Source organism: Nesterenkonia sp. LB17, from assembly GCF_022565915.1.
Taxonomy (GTDB): domain Bacteria; phylum Actinomycetota; class Actinomycetes; order Actinomycetales; family Micrococcaceae; genus Nesterenkonia.
Window position 1 is genome coordinate 189,624 of record NZ_JAJOYX010000001.1, and the last position, 21,794, is coordinate 211,417.

Consider the following 21,794-nt stretch of genomic DNA (forward strand, 5'->3'; position numbering starts at 1 on the left):
TGACCGGTCCGGCGACGCAGAAGAGCGCGTCAGTCGCACGCATTGCGCAGGTCATGCCGGGGACTGCCACCGAATACGTCCAGGAGGACAAACACATGGCACTGAACCGCAGCGAGCTCGTCGCAGCAGTCGCAGAGAAGTCCGGAAACTCCCAGGCCGCCGTCAACGGCGTTCTGGATTCGGTCTTCGAGGTCTTCACCGAGCAGGTTTCCAAGGGCGAGAAGGTCAGCATTCCCGGTTGGCTGGCAGTGGAGCGCACCAAGCGCGCCGCCCGCACCGGACGCAACCCGCAGACCGGTGAGACCATCCAGATCCCGGAGGGCTACTCCGTGAAGCTCTCCGCAGGTTCCAAGCTGAAGGCTGCTGCCACCGGCAAATGAGCCCGATGAGCCGCGGCACTCTGTGAAGCAGAGTCGCCCCGCCCCAGCCCACGCCGTCGGCCCCTCGCCCCGAGAAACGGGCGAGGGGCCGACGTCGTCTGCGCAGGCTCTTCCACACCGACTCTTCTACACGGCGTAGAATCGTTGGACGCCGAAGTCCCCAAGACCCAAGGAAGGTGCAGCCCCGCCATGACAGCCTCACTCGCATTCACCGCGGCAGCACCTGCCGCCCCCGACCTGCCCGACTGGGCTCCGCTGGTCTTCGGCATCGGCAGCCTGCTCGTGCTGGTCCTGGTCATCGTGCTGGCCCGACGCAAGATGCAGGAGTCCGCGCGCTGGCGGCAGCGGTCCCAGGAGGACGTCGACGGCGATGACCCCCGGAAGAACCCCCGGCAGGGCCCGCAGCGGGATCCCCGGCAGGACCCGCCCAGGAACGACGACGCGTGAGCAGCTCTGTGACCTTGCCTGCCCGGCAGGCGCCGGCCCGGCTCTGGACCGCACCGCTGCCGCTGACCGCCGCCGCGCTCTGCACCGGGCTGCTGGCGCTGATCGTCACCGGCGTGCTCACCGGCACCAACGACCCCAGCGAGCTCTCGGACCCCGGTGCGCTGACCCGATGGGGACTGCCGGTCGCCCGGTTCGTCCACCACCTCGCCATGGCCACCGCGATCGCCGCGGTGATCCTTGCCGCCGTGGCGGTGCCGCCGCAGGCCGGTCCGCGGCGACGCAGGAAGCTGCCGACCGACGACCCAGCCGCCGAGCATCCGCTGTTCGCCCGGACCCTGCAGATCGCCAGCCTGGCCGGGGTGGTCTGGACCGTGGCGGCGGTGGCCGTGCTGGTGCTGACCTTCTCCTCGCTCTCCGGGCTCGAGCTCTCCGCCTCGGACTCCTTCGCCGCCGGATTCTTCGGCTACGTGCAGTCCATCGCCACCGGCCAGGCCTGGGCCGCAGTGGTGCTGATCGCAGCGGTCTTCGCCACCCTGGTCACCGCCGTGCGCGCCCCGGCAGGACTGTTCTTCATCGCGGTGCTCGGACTCACCGCGATCCTCCCGATGGCGCTGGTCGGGCACTCCGCCTCCGGTGATGACCACTACGCGGCGGTCAACTCGCTGGGGCTGCATCTGCTCGGCGTCGTCATCTGGGTCGGCGGGCTGGTGGTCCTGGCGCTGCTGGGCCCCGCGCTGAGCCGGGAGGCCGCGGAGGCGCGCGAGCGCTCGGCCGCGACGTCGACCAGCGCCGCGCCAGCCAGCGCGAAACCGGCACCTGGGATGACCGAGACGCTGCTGCGGCGCTACTCGACCCTGGCCGGGCTGGCGCTGCTCACGGTGGCGGCCTCCGGGATCATCAACGCGAGCCTGCGCATCGAGTCGCTGGGGCAGCTCACCTCCACCAGCTATGGGCTGATGCTCTCCGCCAAGCTGCTGGCCACCCTGGCCCTGGCGGTCATCGGGTGGATGCACCGATCCTGGATCATCCCGCGGCTGGGCAGCGGTGCGCGTCCCGCGGGGCTGCTCTTCCAGCTGATCCTCGTGGAGGTCGCAATCATGGCCGCGGTGATCGGGGTCAGCACGATCCTGGGACGCACCGCCCCTCCGGTGCCCGAGGAGCTTCCCCCCGACGCCACCCCGGCCCGGCTGCTCACCGGCTACGACCTGCCCCCCGAGCCCACCGGCAGCCTCTGGCTGACCCTCTGGCGCCCGGACTGGCTGTGGGTCGCCATCGTCGTCTTCCTGGCCGCCTGGTATGTGCTGGCGATGGTGCGGATGCGCCGGCGCGGGGACTCCTGGTCGGTGCTGCGCACGGCCAGCTGGCTCTTCGGGCTGCTGGTGCTGCTCTGGGTCACCTCCGGCGGGCCGGCGGTCTACGGGATGGTGCTGTTCTCCGGACACATGATCCAGCACATGACGCTGACCATGGTCGCCCCGATCTTCCTGGTGATGGGCTCTCCGGTGACCCTGGCGCTGCGCGCGCTGCCGGTGCGCACCGACGGGACCCGCGGCCCGCGGGAGTGGATCCTCTGGATCGTGCACTCGCGCTTCTCGCGGATCATCACCAACCCGATCGTCGCGGCGGTGAACTTCGCCGGCTCGCTGCTGATCTTCTACTACACCCCGATCTTCGGACTGGTGCTGGAATACCATGTGGGCCACGAGCTGATGATCTTCCACTTCCTGGCCACCGGGTACATCTTCGCGCTGGTGCTGATCGGTCAGGACCCGCTGCCCGCCCGGCCGGCGCACCCGATGCGGCTGATCATCCTGCTGGCCACCATGGTCTTCCACGCCTTTCTGGCGGTGGCGATGACCAGCTCGGACCAGCTGATCCAGGCTTCCTGGTTCGGCAACATGGGCTACGACTGGGGGTTCACCGCACTGGAGGATCAGCGCAGCGGCGGTGAACTGATGTGGGCGCTGGGCGAGATCCCGGCGATCCTGATGTCCTTCGTGGCCGGGGTCATCTGGTCCCGGGAGGACAAGCGCGAGACCAGGCGACTGGACCGCGAGGCCGACCGCACCCAGAACGCGGAGCTCAACGACTACAACGACATGTTCGCCGAGATGGCCGAACGGGACGGACCACGATGAAGCCAGCGCCCCTTCCGGTGTTCGGAGCCGCCCTCGCCGCGGCGCTGCTGCTCAGCGCCTGCGGGTCAGCCCCCGACGAAGTCCCCGATGATGCCGACCACTCCGGGGTCGACGGGGAGGAGGCTGCCACCGACGGTGAGACTGACGGTGACGGTGACGGTGACGGTGACGGCGAGGCGCAGGGTGACGGCGCGAGTGCCGCAGGCCTGAGCGCCCCCGACCGGCTGATCACCGCCGCCCAGGAGGGCGCCGGACGCGCGGCGAGCTTCGGCTTCACCGAGATGGGGTTCGTCTCCGACGAGGTGGCCGGCTCCTACCGCGAGCTGCTCGAGGAGAACTCCCTGGCCGGGGAGGACCCCGAGGCGCAGGTGAGCCCCGAGGCCTGCGCGCAGCCGCTCGCCGCCGTCGACTTCTCACCGCTGCTGCTCGGCGAGGAGACCGTGCGCGCCGACTACTTCGCAGACAGCTTCTCCGGGGCCGGCTCCATCGAGCTGGCCACCTTGGACGGCGAGGCCGACCAGGAGCGTGTCGCCGAGCACCTGGGGAATGTCGCGGCGCTGCTGGACTCCTGCCGGGACACCGAGTTCACCCTGGACGGGATCGACTACGAGCTGCGCATCGAGGAGCCGACGCTGCAGGACCAGAACGGGGTCGCCTCCGAGCAGGCGGAGAACACCGCGGCCTATTCCTGGGAGCGCAGCGGCGGTGAAGGAACAACTTTCGCGCAGATCCTGTTCACGCAGGTGGACGATGACATCATCATGGTCTCCTTCACCGGCGGTGAGGCGGCAGGCTCGGCGGAGTTCACCTCCATCGCCGAGGCCATCGCCGCCGAAGCATCCGCCGCGCTGGAGACCGCAGAATAGCCAGGCACGACTCAAGGGAGACCCCGCATGACTGAGACTGAGACGATTCGCCGCACCGAGCGGGTGCGCGCATCCGAGCTTCTCGGACGAGGCTGGCTGAACACCGGGGGCAAGGACGTCTCACTGGAGGACCTGCGCGGGAAGATCGTCATCCTGGACTTCTGGACCTTCTGCTGCATCAACTGCCTGCATGTGCTCGACGAGCTGCGCCCGCTGGAGCAGCGCTTCAGCGACGTCCTGGTCACCGTCGGCGTGCACTCCCCGAAGTTCGAGCACGAGGCTGACCCCGACGCGCTCGCCGCCGCCGTCGAGCGCTACGAGATCGCCCACCCGGTCCTGGACGACCCGAACCTGGTGACCTGGCAGGCCTATTCGGCCCGCGCCTGGCCGACCCTGGTGGTCATCGACCCGCAGGGCTACATCGCCGCGAACCTCGCCGGCGAGGGCCACGTGGCCGGACTGACCTCGCTGGTCGAGGAGCTCGTCACCGAGCATGAGGCCAAGGGCACGCTGCACCGCGGCGACGGCCCCTATGTCCCACCCGAGCCGGTCTCGCGCACGCTGCGCTTCCCCGGCAAAGCCGTCCCGGTCGGCCGCGAGCTCGGCGGATCCGACGCCGCACAGGGTCACTTCCTGGTCTCTGACACCGGCCACCACCGGATCGTGGAGCTCGACGCGGACTTGGCTACCGTGGTCCGTTCCTGGGGCGGGGGAGAGGACCTTCAGAAGGGCCACCACGACGGCGACCCCGCAGCCGCCCGGTTCAACGAGCCCCAGGGCCTGACCGTGCTCCCGGCCGAGCTGGCGCAGCAGGTCGGCTACGACATCGTGGTCGCCGACACGGTCAACCACCGGCTCCGCGGCATCAACGCCGAGACCGGAGAGGTCACCACCGTGGCCGGCAACGGCGTACAGCGCCTCCTCGACGCCGAGCGCGCCCGGGCCGGCGCGGTGGAGTCCGGCAGCCTGGGCACCGATCCGCTGAACGTCTCGCTGTCCTCCCCCTGGGACGTGCTCTGGTCCAACACCCTGGACCTGGTGGTCATCGCCATGGCCGGCACCCACCAGATCTTCACCTTCGACCCCGCCACCGGGGAGCTGTCGATCTTCGCCGGCACCGGCCTCGAAGGTCTCCTCGACGGCTCCGCCGAGACCGCCTGGTTCGCGCAGACCTCGGGACTCACCGAGGACGCCGCAGGCGACATCTGGATCGCTGACTCCGAGACCTCCGCGCTGCGCGTGATCCGCACCGGTGCCGCCAGCGCCGAGGACGCCACGGCGGCCGGAGCAGGCGGCACGGAAGCGCCGTCCCCGGTGGTGGAGACGCTCATCGGCGAGGGCCTCTTCGACTTCGGGTTCCGCGACGGAGCACCCGGGCAGGCCAGGCTGCAGCACCCGCTGGGGGTGACCGCGCTTCCGGACGGCTCGGTGCTGATGGCTGACACCTATAACGGTGCGATCCGCCGCTACCGCGGTGAGCACCTCGCCGCCGACGGCACCACCGTGGCGGCCAGCGTCTCGACCGTGGCGCGCGGGCTGAAGGAACCCTCCGACGTGCTGCTCGACGCCGACGGCACGAGCCTGCTCGTGGTGGAGACCAACGCGCACGAGCTGGTCCGCATCGCGGTGCCCAAGGAATACCTCACCGTGGACGAGGGCGCCACACAGAGCCAGCGCCCGTCCACCGCGGTGGCACCGGGAGAGTTCTCCCTCGCCATCGGCTTCACGGCCCCCACGGGTCAGAAGCTCGATGACCGCTGGGGCGATCCGACCCAGCTGAAGGTCTCTTCCTCCCCGGAGAACCTGCTGCTCACCGGCGCCGGGAACTCCGAGGGGCTGCGCCGGACGCTGCAGCTGAACCCAGAGGTCAGCGAGGGAGTCCTGCACATCACCGCCCGGGCCGCCGCCTGCGACGGCGCACCCGGAGAAGAGATCCCGATGCACGCCGCCTGCCACCTCTACCAGCAGGACTGGGGCATCCCGGTCACGCTTGAAGTCGGCGCGCAGAGCGAGCTGACCCTGGACCTGCGCGGAGTCCGGTGATCGCGCATCTCGGTGATCCCGGCGCTCCCGCAGCGCGACCTGCGTTGATAGGCTCAGCCAAGAACATAAGTTTCTGCGAGAGGGCGGATGAACTATGACCACGATGGTCGTTGTCGCGAGCAAGCACGGGTCCACCGCGGAGATCGGCGAGCACATCGCCTCCACGCTGAAGAACCGGGGCGTCTCTGCCCACGTCAAGGACGTCTCCGAGGCTGGCCGGTGGCTCTTCGAGACCGACAACGTGGTCCTGGGCATCCCCGTCTACCGGGAGAAGCTGTGGGGCCCGGCGATGATGTTCCTCGACGCTCACCGGACCGAGCTCGGCGGCAAGCCGCTGTTCCTCTTCGCCTCCGGCGGCGGACCCAGCCTCAAGCCCGAGCTGGCCGAGACGCTGCGCAGCTACCCGCACCGCGAGGTCACCTACTTCCGCGGCGCCATCGACGCCGAGAAGCTCAGCTTCTTCGAGAAGCTTCAGCTCAAGGTGGTCAAGGCACCCGAGAACGCGGACTTCCGCGACTGGCCCGGGATCGAGGACTGGGCCGGCTCACTCATCGCCTACGGTCTGAGCTGATCCAAGCCCTTGATCCTGCTTCACCGATGATCGAATTCGATCGGGTCACCAAGAGCTACACCCGACCTGTTCGCCGAGGCGAGACGGTCCACGCGCTGCACGAGGTCAGCCTCAGCGTCGGAGAGTCCGAGATCTTCGGCGTGGTGGGGGAGTCAGGCTCGGGCAAGTCCACCCTGCTGCGGATGGTCAACGCGCTGGAGATGCCCAGCTCGGGAGACGTCACCGTCAACGGGGTCAACCTCGCCGCGCTGCGCCCACGCGAGCGACGCGCCCAGCGTCGCCGGATCGGCATGGTCTTCCAGCAGTTCAACCTGCTCGCGAACAAGACCGTCGTGGCCAATGTGGCGCTGCCGCTGAACCTGCACCGGCGCCGCGGCGGCCTCGAAAGGCGCGGACCAGGATCACCGAGATCCGGTTCCGAAGTCTCCCGATCCGAGGACCGGGCCCGCGAGATGCTCGACTTCGTGAACATGGGAGCCCACTCCCTGAAACATCCCGCCCAGCTCAGCGGCGGAGAGAAGCAGCGGGTGGCGATCGCGCGCGCGCTGGTCAACGAGCCCGACATCCTGCTCTGCGACGAGCCCACCTCCTCGCTGGACAGCCAGCACACCGACGAGGTCATGGCCACCCTGCTGCGCGTGCGCGCCGAGATGGGGACCTCCATCCTGCTGGTCAGCCATGAGCTCGAAGTCATCCGCGGCGCCTGCGACCGCGCCGCGATCCTGGAGTCCGGCCGGCTGACCGGCATCGCCGAGATCGCCCACCTGCAGGCACGCGAGAAGTTCGACAGCTATTCCGAGCGCGCCCGCCGGTACCTCCAGGGGGAGCAGGAGTGAACGAGCTGGCGCGACGCCTGAGCGAATACCGGGGCGAGATCATCACCTCGATCGTGGAGACCGGCGCGATGCTGGGCTGGTCGCTGCTCGCCGCGGTGCTGGTCGGGCTGCCCATGGGCACCGGGATGTATCTGGCCCGCCGTGGCGGGCCCAAGGAGCGGGGCTGGGTCTACACCGGGCTCAACGGCTTCGTCAACGTGGTCCGCTCGGTGCCGTTCCTGCTCTTCGTGGTCGCGCTGATCCCGTTCACCCGCTGGGCGGTGGGCACGTCCTTCGGGACCACCGCCGCGGCGGTCCCGCTCTCCTTCGTCGCCGTCGCGCTCTACGCCCGCTGGGTGGAGCAGACCCTGGTGGACATCCCCCGCGACACCGTGGAGCTCGCCGACTCCCTCGGCGCCGACACGCTTCAGCTGGTCACCCGGTTCCTCTACCCGGAGGCACGCTCCGGGCTCGTCCTCTCGTTGACCACGGTCACCATCTCGATGATCTCCTACTCCACGATCATGGGGGTCGTGGGCGGCGGCGGCGTCGGTGACTTCGCCATCCGCTACGGCTACCAGCGGTATGAGTACGACATCATGTACGTGACCATCGCGGTGATCGTGGTGCTGGTGATGCTGATCCAGACCTTCGGCACTCGACTCTCCATGGCGCTGGACCACCGGTCACGCTGACGCCGCACGCTTGATTCCGCCGCACCATTGATTCCGCCGCACCACTGACTCCGCCGCACCGGCGTGCCTGGCATAACCGGCGCGCCGACGTCGTTGAAACCATCGGGCCCGGCACGGGTCCGCCCATCCGAACGAGGAGCATCTTGACTGCCCAACTGCAGAACCGTCCCGTCCGCGCAATCAGCGGGGCCGCCGTCGTCCTTGCACTCTTCGCCACCGCGGCCTGCTCCTCGGAGCCGGGCGACGCGGAAGGTGATGACACGCTGATCCAAGTCGCCTCGCACACCACGCCGATGACCGACGTGGTCGAAGCCGCCGCCGAGGTCGCCGAGGAGGATGGCTACACCATCGAGCTCGTCGAGGTCAGCGACAACGTCCAGTACAACCGGCTGCTCGCCGACGGCGAGGTCGACGCGAACTTCGCGCAGCACCAGCCGTATATGGAGGCCTACAACGCTGAGCACGACGCCGAGCTCGCCGTCGTCCAGCCGATCTACAACGCCCGCGTGGGCTTCTACTCCCGGGACTACGACTCCATGGAGGAGATCCCCGACGGCGCCCAGGTCGCGCTGCCCAACGATGAGTCCAACGAGGGCCGCGCGCTGGCGATCCTCGCCGACCAGGGGCTGATCACCCTGGCCGAGGGTGTCGGCTTCGAAGGCACGCTCGAGGACATCGAGGAGAACCCGAAGGACCTCGAGTGGGTCCAGGTGGACCTGTTGAACCTGACCTCGGCCTATGAGGAGGACGGCATCGCCGCGGTCTTCAACTACCCGACCTACATCGCCAGCCTCGGGCTGACCCCTCAGGACGCCATCGCGGTGGAGGAGAACATCGACGAGCGCTTCGCGATCTCGCTGGTGGCCCGCGAGGGCGACCTCGACTCCGAGAAGATCGAGGCCCTCGAGCGCGCCATGACCAGCGACGAGGTCCGCGAGTTCCTCATCGAGGAGCACGACGAGACGCTGATGCCGGCCTTCTGAGGCTGGTCCGCCGGGCGGGCCCCGGGCTCAGGCTCGGGGCTCAGGCTCGGGGCTCAGCCCGGCTCCGCGCGCTCCCAGGGCTCGATCCCGCCCGGGACGACCCGCATCATCGGGTGCGCGGCGGGGACGGCCGTCTCCCCGGTCGAGGCACGCAGGGCACGCAGCGCCTGCAGGTTCTGCTGCGCCTTCAGCGGGGAACGGGTTCGCAGCTTCGCGCCCAGGTGATCCCATTCCAGCAGCAGCTGGCCCGTCGTCACCGGCATCAGCTCCTGCTCACCGGTGCTGCTGATCTTGGTCGCGTCGAAGCGGTAGCCGCGCGCGCTCGCCTCGCTCAGCACGCCCTGCAGATACGCGCCGATCGCGATCAGCGGGTCAGCCTGCGCGCGAAAGCGCACCAGCTGCGGGTGACTCATGTACCCCTTCGTCCGGCCCTGCAGCACCGCCTGGGCGAGCAGCGTCTCCCGCCAGCAGGCGACGAGCCCCTGCCGGTCCAGATAGCCGGGGTCCAGGCTCCAGATACGCATCCCTCCAGGCTAACCGGGTTGCGCGACGTCTGGCGTAACAGAGCACGCTGACCCGGGCATCGCGGATGCTACCGTTCTGTGCCTGTCCATGACCGGACCATTGCGCGCCGGCACTCTCCGACGCTTCACCCTAGGGGCACCACCTATGACCACACGCCTGCTCTCCACCCTCGCCATCTCTGCCGCCGCGGCCCTGACGCTGGCCTCCTGCGGCGGAGGCGACGAGGCGCAGGAGGACGGTGCACCGGCCGAGGAGTCGGCCGCGGGACTCACCCTCGAAGAGGTGCAGGAGACCGGGGTGCTCACCGTGGGCACCGAGGGGACCTACCGTCCGTTCAGCTTCCATGAGGGCGGCGCCGGAGAGCTGACCGGCTACGACGTCGAGATCGTCACCGCCGTCGCCGAGGAGCTCGGCGTGGAGGCGGACTTCGAGGAGACCCAGTGGGACGCGATGTTCGCCGGCCTGGAGTCCGAGCGCTTCGACGTGATCGCCAACCAGGTCTCGATCACCGAGGAGCGCGAGGAGAGCTACCTGTTCTCCGCGCCCTACACCGTGTCCAACGGCGTGATCGTCACCCTGGCGGAGAACGAGGAGATCTCCAGCTTCGAGGATCTCGACGGCGCCACGACTGCGCAGTCGCTGACCTCCAACTGGAACGACCTGGCCACCCAATCCGGCGCGAACGTCGAGGCCGTGGAGGGCTGGGCACAGTCGGTGACCCTGCTCGAGCAGGGACGCGTCGACGCGACCATCAACGACAAGCTCACCTACCTGGACTACCAGGAGACCGAGGGCAACGAGAACATCAAGATCGCCGCCGAGACCGAGGATCAGTCGCAGGCGGCACTGACCTTCCGGCAGGGCAGCGAATCCCTGGTCGAGGCAGTGGACGAGGCGCTGGCAGCCTTGGCCGAGGACGGCACGCTCACCGAGATCTCCGAGAAGTACTTCGGCGCCGACGTCACCGAATGATCGGTGACGCGCTGCGCCCGTGGGCGGCTCGGAACTGATGGAACCGATGGACATCAACTGGGAACTGGCGATCGACTCGTTCTGGCCGCTGCTGCGCGGGGGCCTGACCGGGACCATCCCGCTGACCCTTGCCAGCTTCACCGTCGGGCTCGCGCTCGCCCTGGTGCTCGCACTGATGCGGATCAGTGGGAATCGGCTGCTGTCGGGGATCGCGAGGGCCTACATCTCGGTGATCCGCGGCACCCCGCTGCTGGTGCAGCTGTTCGTGATCTTCTTCGGCCTGCCCTCGATCGGGGTCACCATCGACCCCTGGCCCAGCGCGGTGATCGCGTTCTCGATGAACGTCGGCGGATACGCCGCCGAGGTCATCCGCGCGGCGATCCTCTCGGTGCCCAAGGGTCAGTGGGAGGCCGGGTACACGATCGGGATGTCCCGCAACCAGGCGCTGCGTCGGCTGATCCTGCCGCAGGCGGCCCGGGTCTCGGTGCCGCCGCTCTCGAACACCTTCATCTCCCTGGTCAAGGACACCTCACTGGCCTCGCTGATCCTGGTCACCGAGATGTTCCGGCAGGCCCAGCAGGTGGCCGCCTTCAGCCAGGAGTTCATGCTGCTCTACGTGGAGGCCGCAATGATCTACTGGGTCTTCTGCCTCGTGCTCTCCACCGTGCAGGACCGCCTGGAGCGCAGATTGGATCGCTATGTCGCCCACTGACCCCGCACAGAGGGACCCGCTGCTCCGCGTCTCCGGACTGAACAAGTCCTTCGGTGAGAACGAGGTGCTGCGCTCCATCGACCTGCAGGTGCAGCCCGGTCAGGTGCTCGCCCTCGTCGGGCCCTCCGGCTCCGGCAAGACCACCGTGCTGCGCTGCCTCAACGGCCTGGAGAAGCCCGACGCCGGCACCGTGGAATTCTCCGGCGGCCCGGCGGTGACCTTCACCGCGAAGACCACCCGCCGAGAGAAGGAGTCGCTGCGGACCCGCTCGGCGATGGTCTTCCAGGGCTACAACCTCTTCCCGCACAGGACCGTGCTGCAGAACGTCACTGAGGGCCCGATCCAGGTCCAGAAGCGCCCCAAGGCCGAGGCCATCGCGGAGGCCGAGCGGCTGCTGGCCCGGGTCGGTCTCGCCGAGAAGCGCGACGACTATCCGCACCAGCTCTCCGGTGGACAGCAGCAGCGGGTGGGCATCGTCCGGGCACTGGCCCAGCAGCCCGCGCTGCTGCTCTTCGACGAGCCCACCTCTGCGCTGGATCCCGAACTTGTGGGCGACGTGCTCACCGTGATCAAGGAGCTCGCCGAGGAGGGCTGGACCATGGTCCTGGTGACCCACGAGCTCGCCTTCGCCCGCGAGGTGGCCGACACGGTCGTCTTCATGGACGGCGGAGTCGTCGTCGAGCAGGGCCCCGCCGAGGACGTGCTGCGCGCGCCGACGCAGGAGCGCACCCGGCAGTTCGTGCACCGGCTGCTCAACCCGTTCTGAGCCGTGCGGGAACGGAGCTGGGCCGCCCTGGCCTGCCCCGAGCCGCCCCTGCCCCGAGCCGCCCCTGACCGGTCATCAGGCCCGGCGCAGACCGAGGTCGTCGCGCTGTGGGCCGAGGTGCTGCGGATGGCCACCGGCGCGCAGCGCTTCAACGTCTACGCCGACCCCGCAGGACACCCGTCCTGTCTCTGCCGGCACTGACGCTCAGCTGAATCCGCGGTCCCGGGAACAGCCTCTGTTCGAGCGTCCGCTGCTGTGACAGGCTGAGCCCATGAGCGTCATCGAGAACTCCACCCTGGCCATCGTCGGAGCGGGAAGCGTCGGCACATCCACCGCCTATGCGGCCATGATCCGCGGCTCCGCACGGCAAGTGCGCCTCTATGACATCGACGCCGCCCGGGTCGAAGCAGAGGTCCTCGACCTTGCCCACGGCAGCCAGTTCACCGGCGCCACGGACATCGACGGCGGCGCGGACCTCAGGCACGTGGAGGGCGCCGACGTCGTCGTCATCACGGCCGGGGCCAAACAGCACCCCGGACAGACCAGACTCGACCTGGCCGGCACCAATGTGGACATCCTGCGCAGCATGCTCCCGAAGCTGCTGGAGCGCGCTCCGGATGCGGTGTATCTGCTGGTCACCAATCCCTGCGACGTGCTGACCGTGGCCGCCCAGCAGATCACCGGGCTGCCCAGCAGTCGGGTGTTCTCCTCCGGGACCGTGCTGGACACCGCGCGACTGCGCTGGAAGCTGGCCCAGCGCGCCGGTGTCGCGCAGTCCAGCGTGCACGCCCACATCGTGGGGGAGCACGGCGACACCGAGTTCCCGCTCTGGTCCGCGGCCAGCATCGGGGTGACCCCGCTGCTGGACTGGGAGCGTGAAGGGCTGCGGGTCTTCGACACCGAGGAGCTCGAGACCCTCTCCGATGAGGTGCGCAACGCCGCCTACAAGGTGATCGCCGGCAAGGGTGCCACGAACTACGCGATCGGGCTCTCCGCGGCCCGGATCGTGGAGGCGGTGCTCAACGATGAGAACGCGATCCTTCCGGTCAGCAGCGTCCTCGACGGATTCCTCGACATCAGCGGGGTGGCGCTGTCCATCCCGACCGTGGTCTCCGCCAGCGGTGTGCAGCCGGTGACGACCACCCCCTTCGCGGCGAACGAGGCCCAGGCGCTGCGTGACTCCGCGCAGGCGCTGGCCCAGGTGCAGGCCTCGCTGGGGATCTGACCCAAGACGAAGAGACCACCCTGGCATCCGCCAGGGTGGTCTCTTCGTCTCGGCCGGCGCTGGTCTGCTCCAGCGGCCGTGCTCTACTTCTCCTGGCGGACCGCTTCGGTGGCCTCACCCAGGGTGGCGAAGCGCGAGGGGATGACCGCGCTCCATGCCTCGCGCAGCTCATCCAGGCCCAGCGTGAAGCTGTCGCCCGCATAGGGTCCGGCGACCTCGAGGTCCCCGGAGCTCGCATCCACCACGCCGATGCGCAGCGCCGCGAAGCCCCGCGCCGTGGTCATATCGGTGAAGCGCAGCTCCTCCGACCGGGGCAGCGCGACCAGGGCGCGGGCCTGGGACTCGCTGAAGAGCGCGGTGAACGGGTCCACGCCGTCGCGTTCGCAGATCCCGTCCACGGCCACCCGGGCGCCCACGCCGAAGCGCAGGCCCATCTCGGCCAGTCCGGCGGCGAGCCCGCCCTCGGAGAGGTCGTGGGCGGCGTCGATCATGCCGTCGCGGGAAGCGTTGATCAGGATCTCGCCGAGCATCTTCTCCGCGCCAAGGTCCACCTTCGGCGGCAGCCCGCCCAGGTGGTCGCGGCCGCGGGCGAACTCGGAGCCGTCGAGCTCATCGTGGGTGGTCCCGAGCAGGTAGATCGCCTGGCCGTCGGCCCAGCGCTCGAAGCCCGAGGGGGTGCGCCGGCTGACGTCGTCGAACTTGCCCAGCACGCCCACCACCGGGGTGGGGTGGATGGCCCGGCCGGCGGTCTGGTTATACAGCGAGACGTTTCCCCCGGTGACCGGCACGCCGAGCTCCTGGCAGCCGTCGGCGAGGCCGCGCACGGCCTCGGCGAACTGCCACATGACCTCCGGGTCCTCCGGGGAGCCGAAGTTCAGGCAGTCCGAGACCGCCATCGGGATGGCCCCGGTGGTGGCCACGTTGCGGTAGGACTCGGCCAGCGCCAGCTGCGCCCCGGTGTAGGGGTCCAGATAGGTGTAGCGCGCGTTGGCGTCGGTGGAGAGGGCGACGCCGAGCCCGGTCTCCTCGTCCACCCGGATCACACCGGAGTCATCGGGCTGGGAGAGCGCGGTGTTGCCGCCGACGAAGCGGTCGTACTGATCGGTGATCCAGGAGACGTCCGCCATGTTCGGGCTGGTCATCAGGTCCACGACGGCGCCGCCGAGCTCCTGCGCGGTCTGCGGCAGGTTCTCGCCTGCGGCTGATGAGCGGAAGGTGTCGGCCTGCAGGGCGTCCTGCCAGTCCGGTCGGTGGTAGGGCCGCTCGTAGACCGGGCCGTCATGGGCGACGGTGCGCGGGTCGACGTCGACGATGGTCTCGCCGTCCCATTCGATGATCAGCCGGCCGGTGTCGGTGACCTCGCCCAGCCAGGAGTATTCGACCTCCCACTTGGCCATGACGCGCTCGAACTCGGCGGCGTTGGCCGGGGTGACCACTGCCATCATGCGTTCCTGGGACTCTGACATCAGGATCTCTCCCGGGGTCAGCGAGGGATCGCGCAGCAGCACGTCGGTGAGCTCCACGTGCATGCCGCCCTCGCCGTTGGAGGCGAGCTCGGAGGTGGCGCAGGAGATGCCGGCTGCACCGAGGTCCTGGATGCCCTCGACCAGTTCGGCGTGGAAGAGCTCGAGGCAGCACTCGATGAGCACCTTCTCGGCGAAGGGGTCACCGACCTGCACCGCGGGACGCTTGGAGGGCTTGGAGTCGTCGAAGGACTCCGAGGCCAGCACCGAGGCTCCGCCGATCCCGTCGCCGCCGGTGCGGGCACCGAAGAGGACCACCTTGTTGCCCACGCCCGAGGCGTTGGCCAGGCGGAGGTCCTCATGGCGCATCACGCCCACGGCCAGCGCGTTGACCAGCGGGTTGTCCTGGTAGACGGAGTCGAAGACGACTTCGCCGCCGATGTTGGGCAGGCCCAGGGAGTTGCCGTAGCCGCCGATGCCGGAGACCACGCCGGGCAGCACCCGCAAGGTGTCAGGGTGATCGATGTCGCCGAAGCGCAGCGGATCCATCACCGCCACCGGGCGGGCGCCCATGGAGATGATGTCGCGCACGATTCCGCCCACACCGGTGGCAGCGCCCTGGTAGGGCTCCACGAAGCTGGGGTGGTTGTGCGACTCGATCTTGAAGGTGACGGCCCAGCCGTCGCCGAGGTCGGTGACGCCGGCGTTCTCGCCGATGCCGACCATCAGGTCCTTCTTCATCTCCTCGGTGACCTTTTCGCCGAACTGGCGCAGGTGGACCTTGGAGGACTTGTACGAGCAGTGCTCGGACCACATCACCGAGTACATGGCCAGCTCGGCCGCCGTCGGCCGCCGCCCCAGGATCGAGACGATCCGGTCATACTCGTCGGACTTCAGGCCGAGCTCGGCCCAGGGCAGGTCGGTGTCGGGGGTGGTGGAGGCGTGCTCCACGGTGTCGATGTTGAATTCTTTGTCTGTCACAGTCGGCTCGCTCACTGGGCACCTCCGGCAAGAGATGCGATCACGGAGGTGAAGATGGTCAGTCCGTCGGTGCCGCTGCGCATCCCGGTGGCGTCATCGGGACCGTAGCCGGCTTCCACGGCGTGCTCGGGGTGCGGCATCAGGCCCACCACGTTGTGAGTCTCGTTGGTCACGCCGGCGATGCGGTTGCGTGAACCGTTGGGGTTCTCGCCCACGTAGCGGAAGACCACGCGGCCCTCGGCCTCGAGCGCCTCCAGGGTGGCCGGGTCGGCGAGGTACTGGCCGTCCTGGTTCTTCAGCGGGATCGCGATGAGCTCCTCGGGGGTGAACTGTGAGGTCCACGGGGTGGAGGTGTTCTCCACACGCAGCACCTGGTCACGGCAGAGGAACTTCAGGTGATCGTTCTTCACCATCGAACCCGGCAGCAGGTGGGATTCGGTGAGCATCTGGAATCCGTTGCAGATGCCCAGCACCGGGAGTCGGGTGCCTGAGCTGGCGGTGGCTGCCTCGATGATCTTGTTCATCATCGGGGCGAAGCGGGCGATGGCGCCGGCGCGCAGGTAGTCCCCGTAGGAGAAGCCGCCGGGGAGCACGATGGCGTCCACATTCTGCAGCGACTCATCGGCGTGCCAGAGCGGGACGGCGGTGCCGCCGCCGAGGCGGACGGCGCGCGCGGCGTCGCGGTCATCGAGGGTGCCGGGGAAGGTGACGACGCCGATGCGCGCCCCGCTCAGCGGGTTCGCGGCGGGGGCCGCATGGAAGTCCCCGATCAGAGGAGTCTCCGTGCTCATGCAGCGCCCTCATCATCGACGCGCACGCTGATGACGTCTTCGATCACGGGGTTCGAGAGCATCTCTGCCGCGGCGGTTCGGGCGCTCTCCAAGACCTGCTCGGTGACAACACCCTCGAAGGTGAGCTCGAAGCGCTTGCCCTGGCGGACGCCGGAGAAGTCGGTGAATCCCAGGTGCGGCAGCGCGGAGGCGATGGCCTTGCCCTGGGGATCGAGAATCTCTGGCTTGGGCATGACCTCGACGATGATGCGCGGCATAGGGTCTCCTGTGCGATGGTGCGAGTGGATGAGCCCGCGGGACCGCTACGAGGTGCCGTCTCACGCACCGCGCGGGTCCAGATCAGCACGGCTGGGGACGACGGCGGCACGCTCCGCGAGCTTGCCGGATCAGTCTACCGGGTGCCCGCGCCAGGGATGACGGGTGAGCCTGATGAGATGCTGGAGCGATGACCGAGAACGCATCCGCCCAGCCCGGCGCCGAGCAGCCGGACACCGACCAGCCCGGCGCCGGCCCGTCGGACACCGAGCAGCGGCATGGCGACCCGCGCTGTCCCTGCGGATCCGGCGACGCCTACACCGCCTGCTGCGAGCGCTTCCACCTGGGCGCACCGGCTCCGACGGCGGAAGCATTGATGCGGTCCCGCTTCAGCGCGAACGCGCTGCTTCACCGCGATCCAGGACGCTTCGGCGGCTATCTGCACCGCACCTGGGCCGCCGAGACCCGGCCCGCGCTGAGCGACCTCACCGCGCCAGGCCCGGACTGGACCCGGTTGAGCATCCTGGGCACGACGGCGGGCGGCCCGTTCCACGACACCGGGACGGTGGAGTTCGTGGCCACCTACCTGCACCACGATCATCAGGGCGCCGGGGGGAGGCTGCGCGAACTGAGCCGGTTCCGCCGCGAGTCCGGCCAGTGGCTCTACGTCGACGGTGACGTGAGCTGAACCCCTGACGTGCATCCGCGGGAGCGTCTACAGTGGGCGAACGTCAAGAGATCCAGCGGGCAGAGGACCGTGGCATGGCAGCGACACGAGTGGCAGTGCTGGGAGCCTCAGGGCTGGCCGGATCGCTGGTGATGCGGCGTCTGCCGAGCCGTGGGGTGGAGACCGTGGGCGTCAGCCGGCATCTCGGTGTAGACATCGGCGATCTTGCAGCGCTGCGGCGCGCGCTGGTGGGGGCTGAGGTCGTCGTGGACTGTCTGAATCATCAGAGCTTCACGGCGCGGGCCGCGGCAGGGTTCTTCGAGCCCGCCGCGCGGAACGTGGTGGCCGCCCTGGAGGGGACGCGGGCCCGCGTCGTCTGCCTCTCGATCGTCAATGCGGGCGACCCTCGCGTCAACCGCTGGCTCGGGCACTACCGCGGCAAGGCAGCCCAGGAGAGGGTCTACCGCGGAAGCGGGCTTCCGCTGAGCATCGTGGGCACGACCCAGTGGTTCGAACTGGCCGAACAGCTCCTGAGACAGACGCGGCTGGCGGGCACGGCGTTCGTCCCCGGCCTGCTCTCGCGTCCGATCGCGGTCGCAGAGGCCGCGGAACAGCTGGTGGAGCAGGCCCTGACCCAGCAGCCTGCCGAGGTCACCGAGGTCTGCGGTCCAGAGCAGGTCGACATGGCGGAGCTGGCCAGGGCGATCAACGAGCAGGATCATGTGGCCCGCCGGGTGGTGCGGATCCCGCTGGGAGGGACCGCGCTGGGCAGCGGGGCGCTGATCCCGCCCTCACCCACGGTCATCACCACCACGACGGCCGAGCAGTGGCTCTCGCAGAGGTGAGCCGTCCTGCCGCCGGGGGCTCAGCGGTGGGGAGCCAGTCACCCGGCGGGTGGAACAAAACCGCAGCCGCTCACGTTATGCCAGGCGAAATCTTACAGTTTTTGAAGAATCGGTCCACCGCTGGCCGAGGGACGGGATCACCATGACGCAGACGCCACTGACCATCGGAGTGCTCGGTGCTGGCCGGGTCGGCACCGCCGTCGCCCGTCAGGCCGTGCGGGCCGGTCATGCCGTGAAGATCGCGACCGCCAAGCCCGCTGCAGACATCGCGCTGCTCACCGAGGTGATCGTCCCCGGCGCCGCCGCCGTGGACCGCGAGCAGCTGAGCGGCGCCGACATCATCGTGCTGGCCGTGCCGCTGCACAAGTACCGCAGCATCGACACCTCGGTGCTGCGAGACCAGGTGGTGATCGACACCATGAACTACTGGGCGCCGGTGGATGGCTTCATGGACGAGTTCGAGAACGGCACCAGCACCAGCGAGGTCGTCGCGGAGTTCCTCGGCGGTGCGCGGGTCGTCAAGACGCTGAACCACATCGGCTACGGCGATCTGGAGATCGATTCCTACCCGGCCGGGGACCCGCAGCGCCGGGCGCTCGCCGTCGCCGCCGATGACACCGCAGCCAAGGCCCTGGTCCAGGACTTCGTGGACTCCCTCGGCTACGACGCCGTGGACGCGGGACCGCTCGCGGCCGGCAGGGCCTTCGAGAACGGCACCGAGATCTTCAACGGCCGCCACGACGCCGCGCGGATGCAGGAGCTGCTCAGCGAATGCAGCCGGGTGCTCGCCAACGCCTGAGGCAGGCTGCTCAGCGGTCTGATCAGGCGTTATTGCATCCGCCTGATCAGACCGGAACAGGTCAGACCGGATCCACAGGGTCAGCCAGGCGGCTCAATCTCCTCCAGCACCGCGAGCAGCTTCCCACGCAGCACCTGGGACTCCTCCGCGAAGCCCTTCTGCGCCCGGGCGTAGGCCGATCGCCCCGCGGGAGTCTCGATCGGCACCGGCTCGTAGCCCCAGTCGCTCAAGTCGTAGGGGGAGGCGCGCATATCCAGCCGGCGGATCCGTGAGGCCAGATCGAAGCACTCGAGGAGCAGGTCGCTGCTGACCGCGGGAATGAGCTTATAGGCCCATTTATAGAGGTCCATATTGGCGTGCAGGCAGCCCGGCTGCTCCATCCGGGTCTGCGATTCCCGGGTCGGCTCGAGCGCATTGAGCGGCCGGGCCGAGGGCGTGTAGAAGCGGTAGGCGTCGAAATGGGTGCACCGGATGTTCGCGGCCTCCACCACCTCGTCGGTGCCGGCGGCGCCGAGCCGCAGCGGGACCTGGTCGTGGCGCTGGCCATGGTCCACCGACTTGTACACCATGGCCCACTCGTGCAGCCCGAAGCATCCCAGCTGGGCCGGCGCGGCCGCCGTCGTGCTCAACAGGCGCCGCGCGAAACCGATCATGGAGGCCCGATCTGTGCGGAAGCCCTCGACGTCGAGGGTCACCCCGGCGGGAGTGCTGCGGTAGTGCTTCCATTCGGTCCGCTCAGTCTCCGGCGAGTCCTCGAGCGCGAATCCCGCACCCGGGTGCCAGCGGGAGAGCTTGCCGGGGGAGTGGGAGTAGTAGGTGAAGAGGAAGTCCTCCACCGGGTGCTTGGTGCCGGCATGACGGCGTGCCAGGAAGTCCTCGGTGAGGCGGTTGACCACGGCCTGGTGGGCGGCAGCTCGCTGGCGGTGCTCCTGTTCAGGAATCACGGTCAGACCGTGTGTTGCCCCGAGCGGAGCTGGTGTTTCGGTTACCATCGGGTATATCACTCGTACCAAGTGCGCAGGCGGCAGGGAACCCGTAAAGGGTACACCTGCCGCCTGTGTGCTGGTGGCGCCGATATCGGGGGCAGACGCCGCTCAGCCCAGCTCTCGGCGCATGATCCAGCGCGGCCGGTGTCCGCTGTGTGCGGTGGTGGGCCCGGCGACCTCGAACCCGTGGGCCTGGAAGAGCTCCGTGGTGCCGACATAGCCGCTGATCACATCGACCCGCGTGCCCTCTTCGAGCTCCATCGGATACCCCTCGAGAACTGCAGCCCCGTGAGCGGCGGCGTGCCCCACGGCACCGTCGAGGAGATCATGCATCAGCCCGCGCCGTCGGAATCCGGCGCGGACCACCGACCAGGGGTCTCCTCCATGAAGGCCGGCCGGTCCGGACCCGAGATCCGGGAGTCCCGGTAGGACATGCACCAGCACCCCAGACCGCCGGGCTTCCTCACCCCGACGACCTCACCGAAGTCATCGAAGCGCCCGACGGCGGGGCGCACCACGGTGCCCATGGTCGGGTTCAGCGGCCGGTGCCGGCGTAGACCGTCGCCTCTTCGTCGGAGTCCAGGCCGAAGGCGGTGTGGATCGCCGCCACCGCACGGTCCAGCAGCTCGACGTCGGTGATCACCGAGACGCGGATCTCGGAGGTGGAGATCAGGCCGATGTTGATCCCGGCGTCGCGCAGGGCGGTGAAGAACCGTGCCGAGACGCCGGGGTGGTTGCGCATCCCGCCGCCGATCAGCGAGACCTTGCCGACCTGGGGCACGAAGTCCAGGGACTCGAAGCCGATGATGGCCTTGTGCGCGTTGAGCATCTCCTGGGCGCGCTCGCCGTCCTCACCGGGGAGGGTGAAGGAGATGTTGGTGGTCTTGGTCGCCATGGAGACGTCCTGGACGATCATGTCGATGTTGATCGCACCCTCGGCGATGAGGTTGAAGATCTCCGCCGCCTTGCCCGGGACGTCCGGGACGCCGGTGATGGTGAGTTTTCCTTCGGATGCGTCGTGAGAGACGCCGGAGATGATCGGCTGTTCCAAGGGTTCGCCTTCCTGAATCTTGACGGTGTCTTTGGGGTTGGGGATGACCCAGGTGCCTTCGAGCTGGCTGAACGAGGACCGGACGTGGAGCTTCACGCCGAACCGGCGGGCGTACTCCACCGAGCGCAGATGCAGCACCTTGGTGCCGGCGGCCGCCATCTCCAGCATCTCGTCGCTGGAGATCTCATCGATCTTCCGGGCGGTCTTGACCACGCGCGGATCTGCGGTGAAGACCCCGTCGACGTCGGTGTAGATCTCGCAGGCGTCGGCCTTCAGCGCGGCCGCCAGGGCGACGGCGGTGGTGTCGGAGCCGCCGCGTCCCATCGTGGTGATGTCTCGGGACTCCCGGCTCATCCCCTGGAACCCTGCGACGATGCCGACGTGGCCGGCGTCGAGGGATTCCTGCACGCGCAGCGGGGAGACCTCGATGATGCGGGCCTTGCCGTGGATGGCGTCGGTGATCATGCCGGCCTGGGAGCCGGTGAAGGACTGGGCGGACTCGCCCAGCTCGTGGATCGCCATCGCCAGCAGCGCCATGGACATGCGCTCACCGGAGGAGAGCAGGATGTCCATCTCGCGGGACGGCGGTGACGAGGTGAGCTGGCCTGCGAGGTCGAGCAGGTCATCGGTGGTGTCACCCATCGCGGACACGACCACCACGACCTGGTGCCCGGCGCGCTTGGTCTCGACGATCCGCTTCGCCACTCGTTTGATGCTTTCGGCGTCTGCAACGGATGATCCGCCGTACTTCTGAACGATCAGGCTCATGACAGGTTGTCTCACTCCTGGGGATGTTTGGGAAGGTAGGTCAATTCTAA

At 68.9% G+C, this 21,794-nt stretch carries 25 protein-coding genes; 17 read left to right on the forward strand and 8 right to left on the reverse strand.

Translation table 11 applies throughout. The annotated features are described in order from the left end of the window. Positions 1-95: 95 nt before the first annotated feature. The 9 genes from LTH96_RS00860 to LTH96_RS00900 all read left to right on the forward strand — a co-directional run bounded on the left by LTH96_RS00860 (position 96) and on the right by LTH96_RS00900 (position 8,938). Positions 96-380 carry an HU family DNA-binding protein gene (locus LTH96_RS00860; protein ID WP_241463724.1) on the forward strand — a complete coding sequence of 95 codons (285 nt, stop codon included), beginning with the start codon at positions 96-98 and terminating at the stop codon, positions 378-380. Positions 381-569: 189 nt separating this feature from the next. Then, a complete protein-coding gene (locus tag LTH96_RS00865; protein ID WP_241463725.1) occupies positions 570-827 on the forward strand; it encodes a hypothetical protein in 258 nt (85 codons plus the stop codon). Then, positions 824-2,965, forward strand: coding sequence for a cytochrome c oxidase assembly protein (locus tag LTH96_RS00870; protein ID WP_241463726.1), 2,142 nt, complete (start codon positions 824-826; stop codon positions 2,963-2,965). The genes LTH96_RS00865 and LTH96_RS00870 overlap by 4 nt, the downstream gene beginning before the upstream one ends. Beyond that, positions 2,962-3,831, forward strand: a complete 870-nt coding sequence (locus LTH96_RS00875) for a hypothetical protein (RefSeq protein ID WP_241463727.1) — start codon at positions 2,962-2,964, stop codon at positions 3,829-3,831. The genes LTH96_RS00870 and LTH96_RS00875 overlap by 4 nt, the downstream gene beginning before the upstream one ends. 27 nt (positions 3,832-3,858) lie before the next feature. Continuing rightward, positions 3,859-5,874 (forward strand): NHL domain-containing thioredoxin family protein, encoded by a 2,016-nt coding sequence (locus tag LTH96_RS00880; protein WP_241463728.1) that lies wholly within the window; start codon positions 3,859-3,861, stop codon positions 5,872-5,874. Positions 5,875-5,968: 94 nt separating this feature from the next. After that, entirely contained in the window at positions 5,969-6,445 is a 477-nt protein-coding gene (locus LTH96_RS00885; protein WP_241463729.1) for a flavodoxin domain-containing protein, read from the forward strand. A gap of 26 nt (positions 6,446-6,471) precedes the next feature. Continuing rightward, positions 6,472-7,281 carry a methionine ABC transporter ATP-binding protein gene (locus tag LTH96_RS00890; protein ID WP_241463730.1) on the forward strand — a complete coding sequence of 270 codons (810 nt, stop codon included), beginning with the start codon at positions 6,472-6,474 and terminating at the stop codon, positions 7,279-7,281. Then, a complete protein-coding gene (locus LTH96_RS00895) occupies positions 7,278-7,955 on the forward strand; it encodes a methionine ABC transporter permease (protein WP_241463731.1) in 678 nt (225 codons plus the stop codon). The genes LTH96_RS00890 and LTH96_RS00895 overlap by 4 nt, the downstream gene beginning before the upstream one ends. A gap of 143 nt (positions 7,956-8,098) precedes the next feature. Then, a complete protein-coding gene (locus tag LTH96_RS00900; protein ID WP_241463732.1) occupies positions 8,099-8,938 on the forward strand; it encodes a MetQ/NlpA family ABC transporter substrate-binding protein in 840 nt (279 codons plus the stop codon). A 53-nt stretch (positions 8,939-8,991) separates the two neighbouring features. Here the strand turns inward: LTH96_RS00900 and LTH96_RS00905 are convergent, their stop codons facing one another. Then, entirely contained in the window at positions 8,992-9,462 is a 471-nt protein-coding gene (locus LTH96_RS00905; RefSeq protein WP_241463733.1) for a pyrimidine dimer DNA glycosylase/endonuclease V, read from the reverse strand. A gap of 145 nt (positions 9,463-9,607) precedes the next feature. Here LTH96_RS00905 and LTH96_RS00910 point away from each other — a divergent pair, with 145 nt between their 5' ends. From LTH96_RS00910 to LTH96_RS00930, 5 genes are all read left to right on the forward strand, one after another. Beyond that, positions 9,608-10,435, forward strand: coding sequence for an amino acid ABC transporter substrate-binding protein (locus tag LTH96_RS00910; RefSeq protein ID WP_241463734.1), 828 nt, complete (start codon positions 9,608-9,610; stop codon positions 10,433-10,435). A 46-nt stretch (positions 10,436-10,481) separates the two neighbouring features. After that, complete coding sequence (locus tag LTH96_RS00915) at positions 10,482-11,147, forward strand: amino acid ABC transporter permease (RefSeq protein ID WP_241464419.1); 666 nt, start codon at positions 10,482-10,484, stop codon at positions 11,145-11,147. Continuing rightward, positions 11,134-11,913: an amino acid ABC transporter ATP-binding protein gene (locus LTH96_RS00920; protein ID WP_304653910.1), complete on the forward strand. Its 780-nt coding sequence runs from the start codon at positions 11,134-11,136 to the stop codon at positions 11,911-11,913. Before LTH96_RS00915 ends, LTH96_RS00920 begins: the two co-directional genes overlap by 14 nt. A 3-nt stretch (positions 11,914-11,916) precedes the next feature. Continuing rightward, entirely contained in the window at positions 11,917-12,114 is a 198-nt protein-coding gene (locus LTH96_RS00925; RefSeq protein ID WP_241463735.1) for a hypothetical protein, read from the forward strand. Between the two features lie 70 nt (positions 12,115-12,184). Further along, on the forward strand, positions 12,185-13,138 hold the full coding sequence (locus LTH96_RS00930) for an L-lactate dehydrogenase (RefSeq protein ID WP_241463736.1): 954 nt from the start codon (positions 12,185-12,187) through the stop codon (positions 13,136-13,138). Positions 13,139-13,221: 83 nt separating this feature from the next. Here the strand turns inward: LTH96_RS00930 and purL are convergent, their stop codons facing one another. From purL to purS, 3 genes are read right to left on the reverse strand one after another with little or no spacing between them, the layout of a single operon-like run. Beyond that, positions 13,222-15,582, reverse strand: coding sequence for a phosphoribosylformylglycinamidine synthase subunit PurL (gene purL / locus LTH96_RS00935; RefSeq protein ID WP_241463737.1), 2,361 nt, complete (start codon positions 15,580-15,582; stop codon positions 13,222-13,224). 11 nt (positions 15,583-15,593) lie between these two features. Further along, complete coding sequence (gene purQ, locus LTH96_RS00940; protein WP_241463738.1) at positions 15,594-16,373, reverse strand: phosphoribosylformylglycinamidine synthase subunit PurQ; 780 nt, start codon at positions 16,371-16,373, stop codon at positions 15,594-15,596. Then, entirely contained in the window at positions 16,370-16,630 is a 261-nt protein-coding gene (gene purS, locus LTH96_RS00945) for a phosphoribosylformylglycinamidine synthase subunit PurS (RefSeq protein WP_241463739.1), read from the reverse strand. The genes purQ and purS overlap by 4 nt, the downstream gene beginning before the upstream one ends. A 188-nt stretch (positions 16,631-16,818) precedes the next feature. Between purS and LTH96_RS00950 the strand changes: the two genes are divergently transcribed. The 3 genes from LTH96_RS00950 (at position 16,819) to LTH96_RS00960 (ending at position 18,939) form a co-directional block, all read left to right on the forward strand. After that, positions 16,819-17,316, forward strand: a complete 498-nt coding sequence (locus tag LTH96_RS00950; protein ID WP_241463740.1) for a YchJ family protein — start codon at positions 16,819-16,821, stop codon at positions 17,314-17,316. A 74-nt stretch (positions 17,317-17,390) separates the two neighbouring features. After that, positions 17,391-18,140, forward strand: a complete 750-nt coding sequence (locus tag LTH96_RS00955; RefSeq protein WP_241463741.1) for an SDR family oxidoreductase — start codon at positions 17,391-17,393, stop codon at positions 18,138-18,140. 142 nt (positions 18,141-18,282) lie between these two features. Further along, the gene (locus LTH96_RS00960; RefSeq protein ID WP_241463742.1) at positions 18,283-18,939 is read left to right on the forward strand and encodes an NAD(P)-binding domain-containing protein; all 657 of its coding nucleotides are present in this window, start codon (positions 18,283-18,285) and stop codon (positions 18,937-18,939) included. 80 nt (positions 18,940-19,019) lie between these two features. Here LTH96_RS00960 and LTH96_RS00965 read toward each other — a convergent pair whose 3' ends face one another. From LTH96_RS00965 to LTH96_RS00980, 4 genes are all read right to left on the reverse strand, one after another. Beyond that, the gene (locus LTH96_RS00965; RefSeq protein WP_241463743.1) at positions 19,020-19,883 is read right to left on the reverse strand and encodes a 3-methyladenine DNA glycosylase; all 864 of its coding nucleotides are present in this window, start codon (positions 19,881-19,883) and stop codon (positions 19,020-19,022) included. 150 nt (positions 19,884-20,033) lie between these two features. Next, positions 20,034-20,258: a hypothetical protein gene (locus LTH96_RS00970; protein WP_241463744.1), complete on the reverse strand. Its 225-nt coding sequence runs from the start codon at positions 20,256-20,258 to the stop codon at positions 20,034-20,036. Then, entirely contained in the window at positions 20,258-20,452 is a 195-nt protein-coding gene (locus LTH96_RS00975) for a hypothetical protein (RefSeq protein WP_241463745.1), read from the reverse strand. Before LTH96_RS00975 ends, LTH96_RS00970 begins: the two co-directional genes overlap by 1 nt. 8 nt (positions 20,453-20,460) lie before the next feature. Beyond that, positions 20,461-21,744: an aspartate kinase gene (locus tag LTH96_RS00980; RefSeq protein WP_241463746.1), complete on the reverse strand. Its 1,284-nt coding sequence runs from the start codon at positions 21,742-21,744 to the stop codon at positions 20,461-20,463. Positions 21,745-21,794 lie beyond the last annotated feature (50 nt).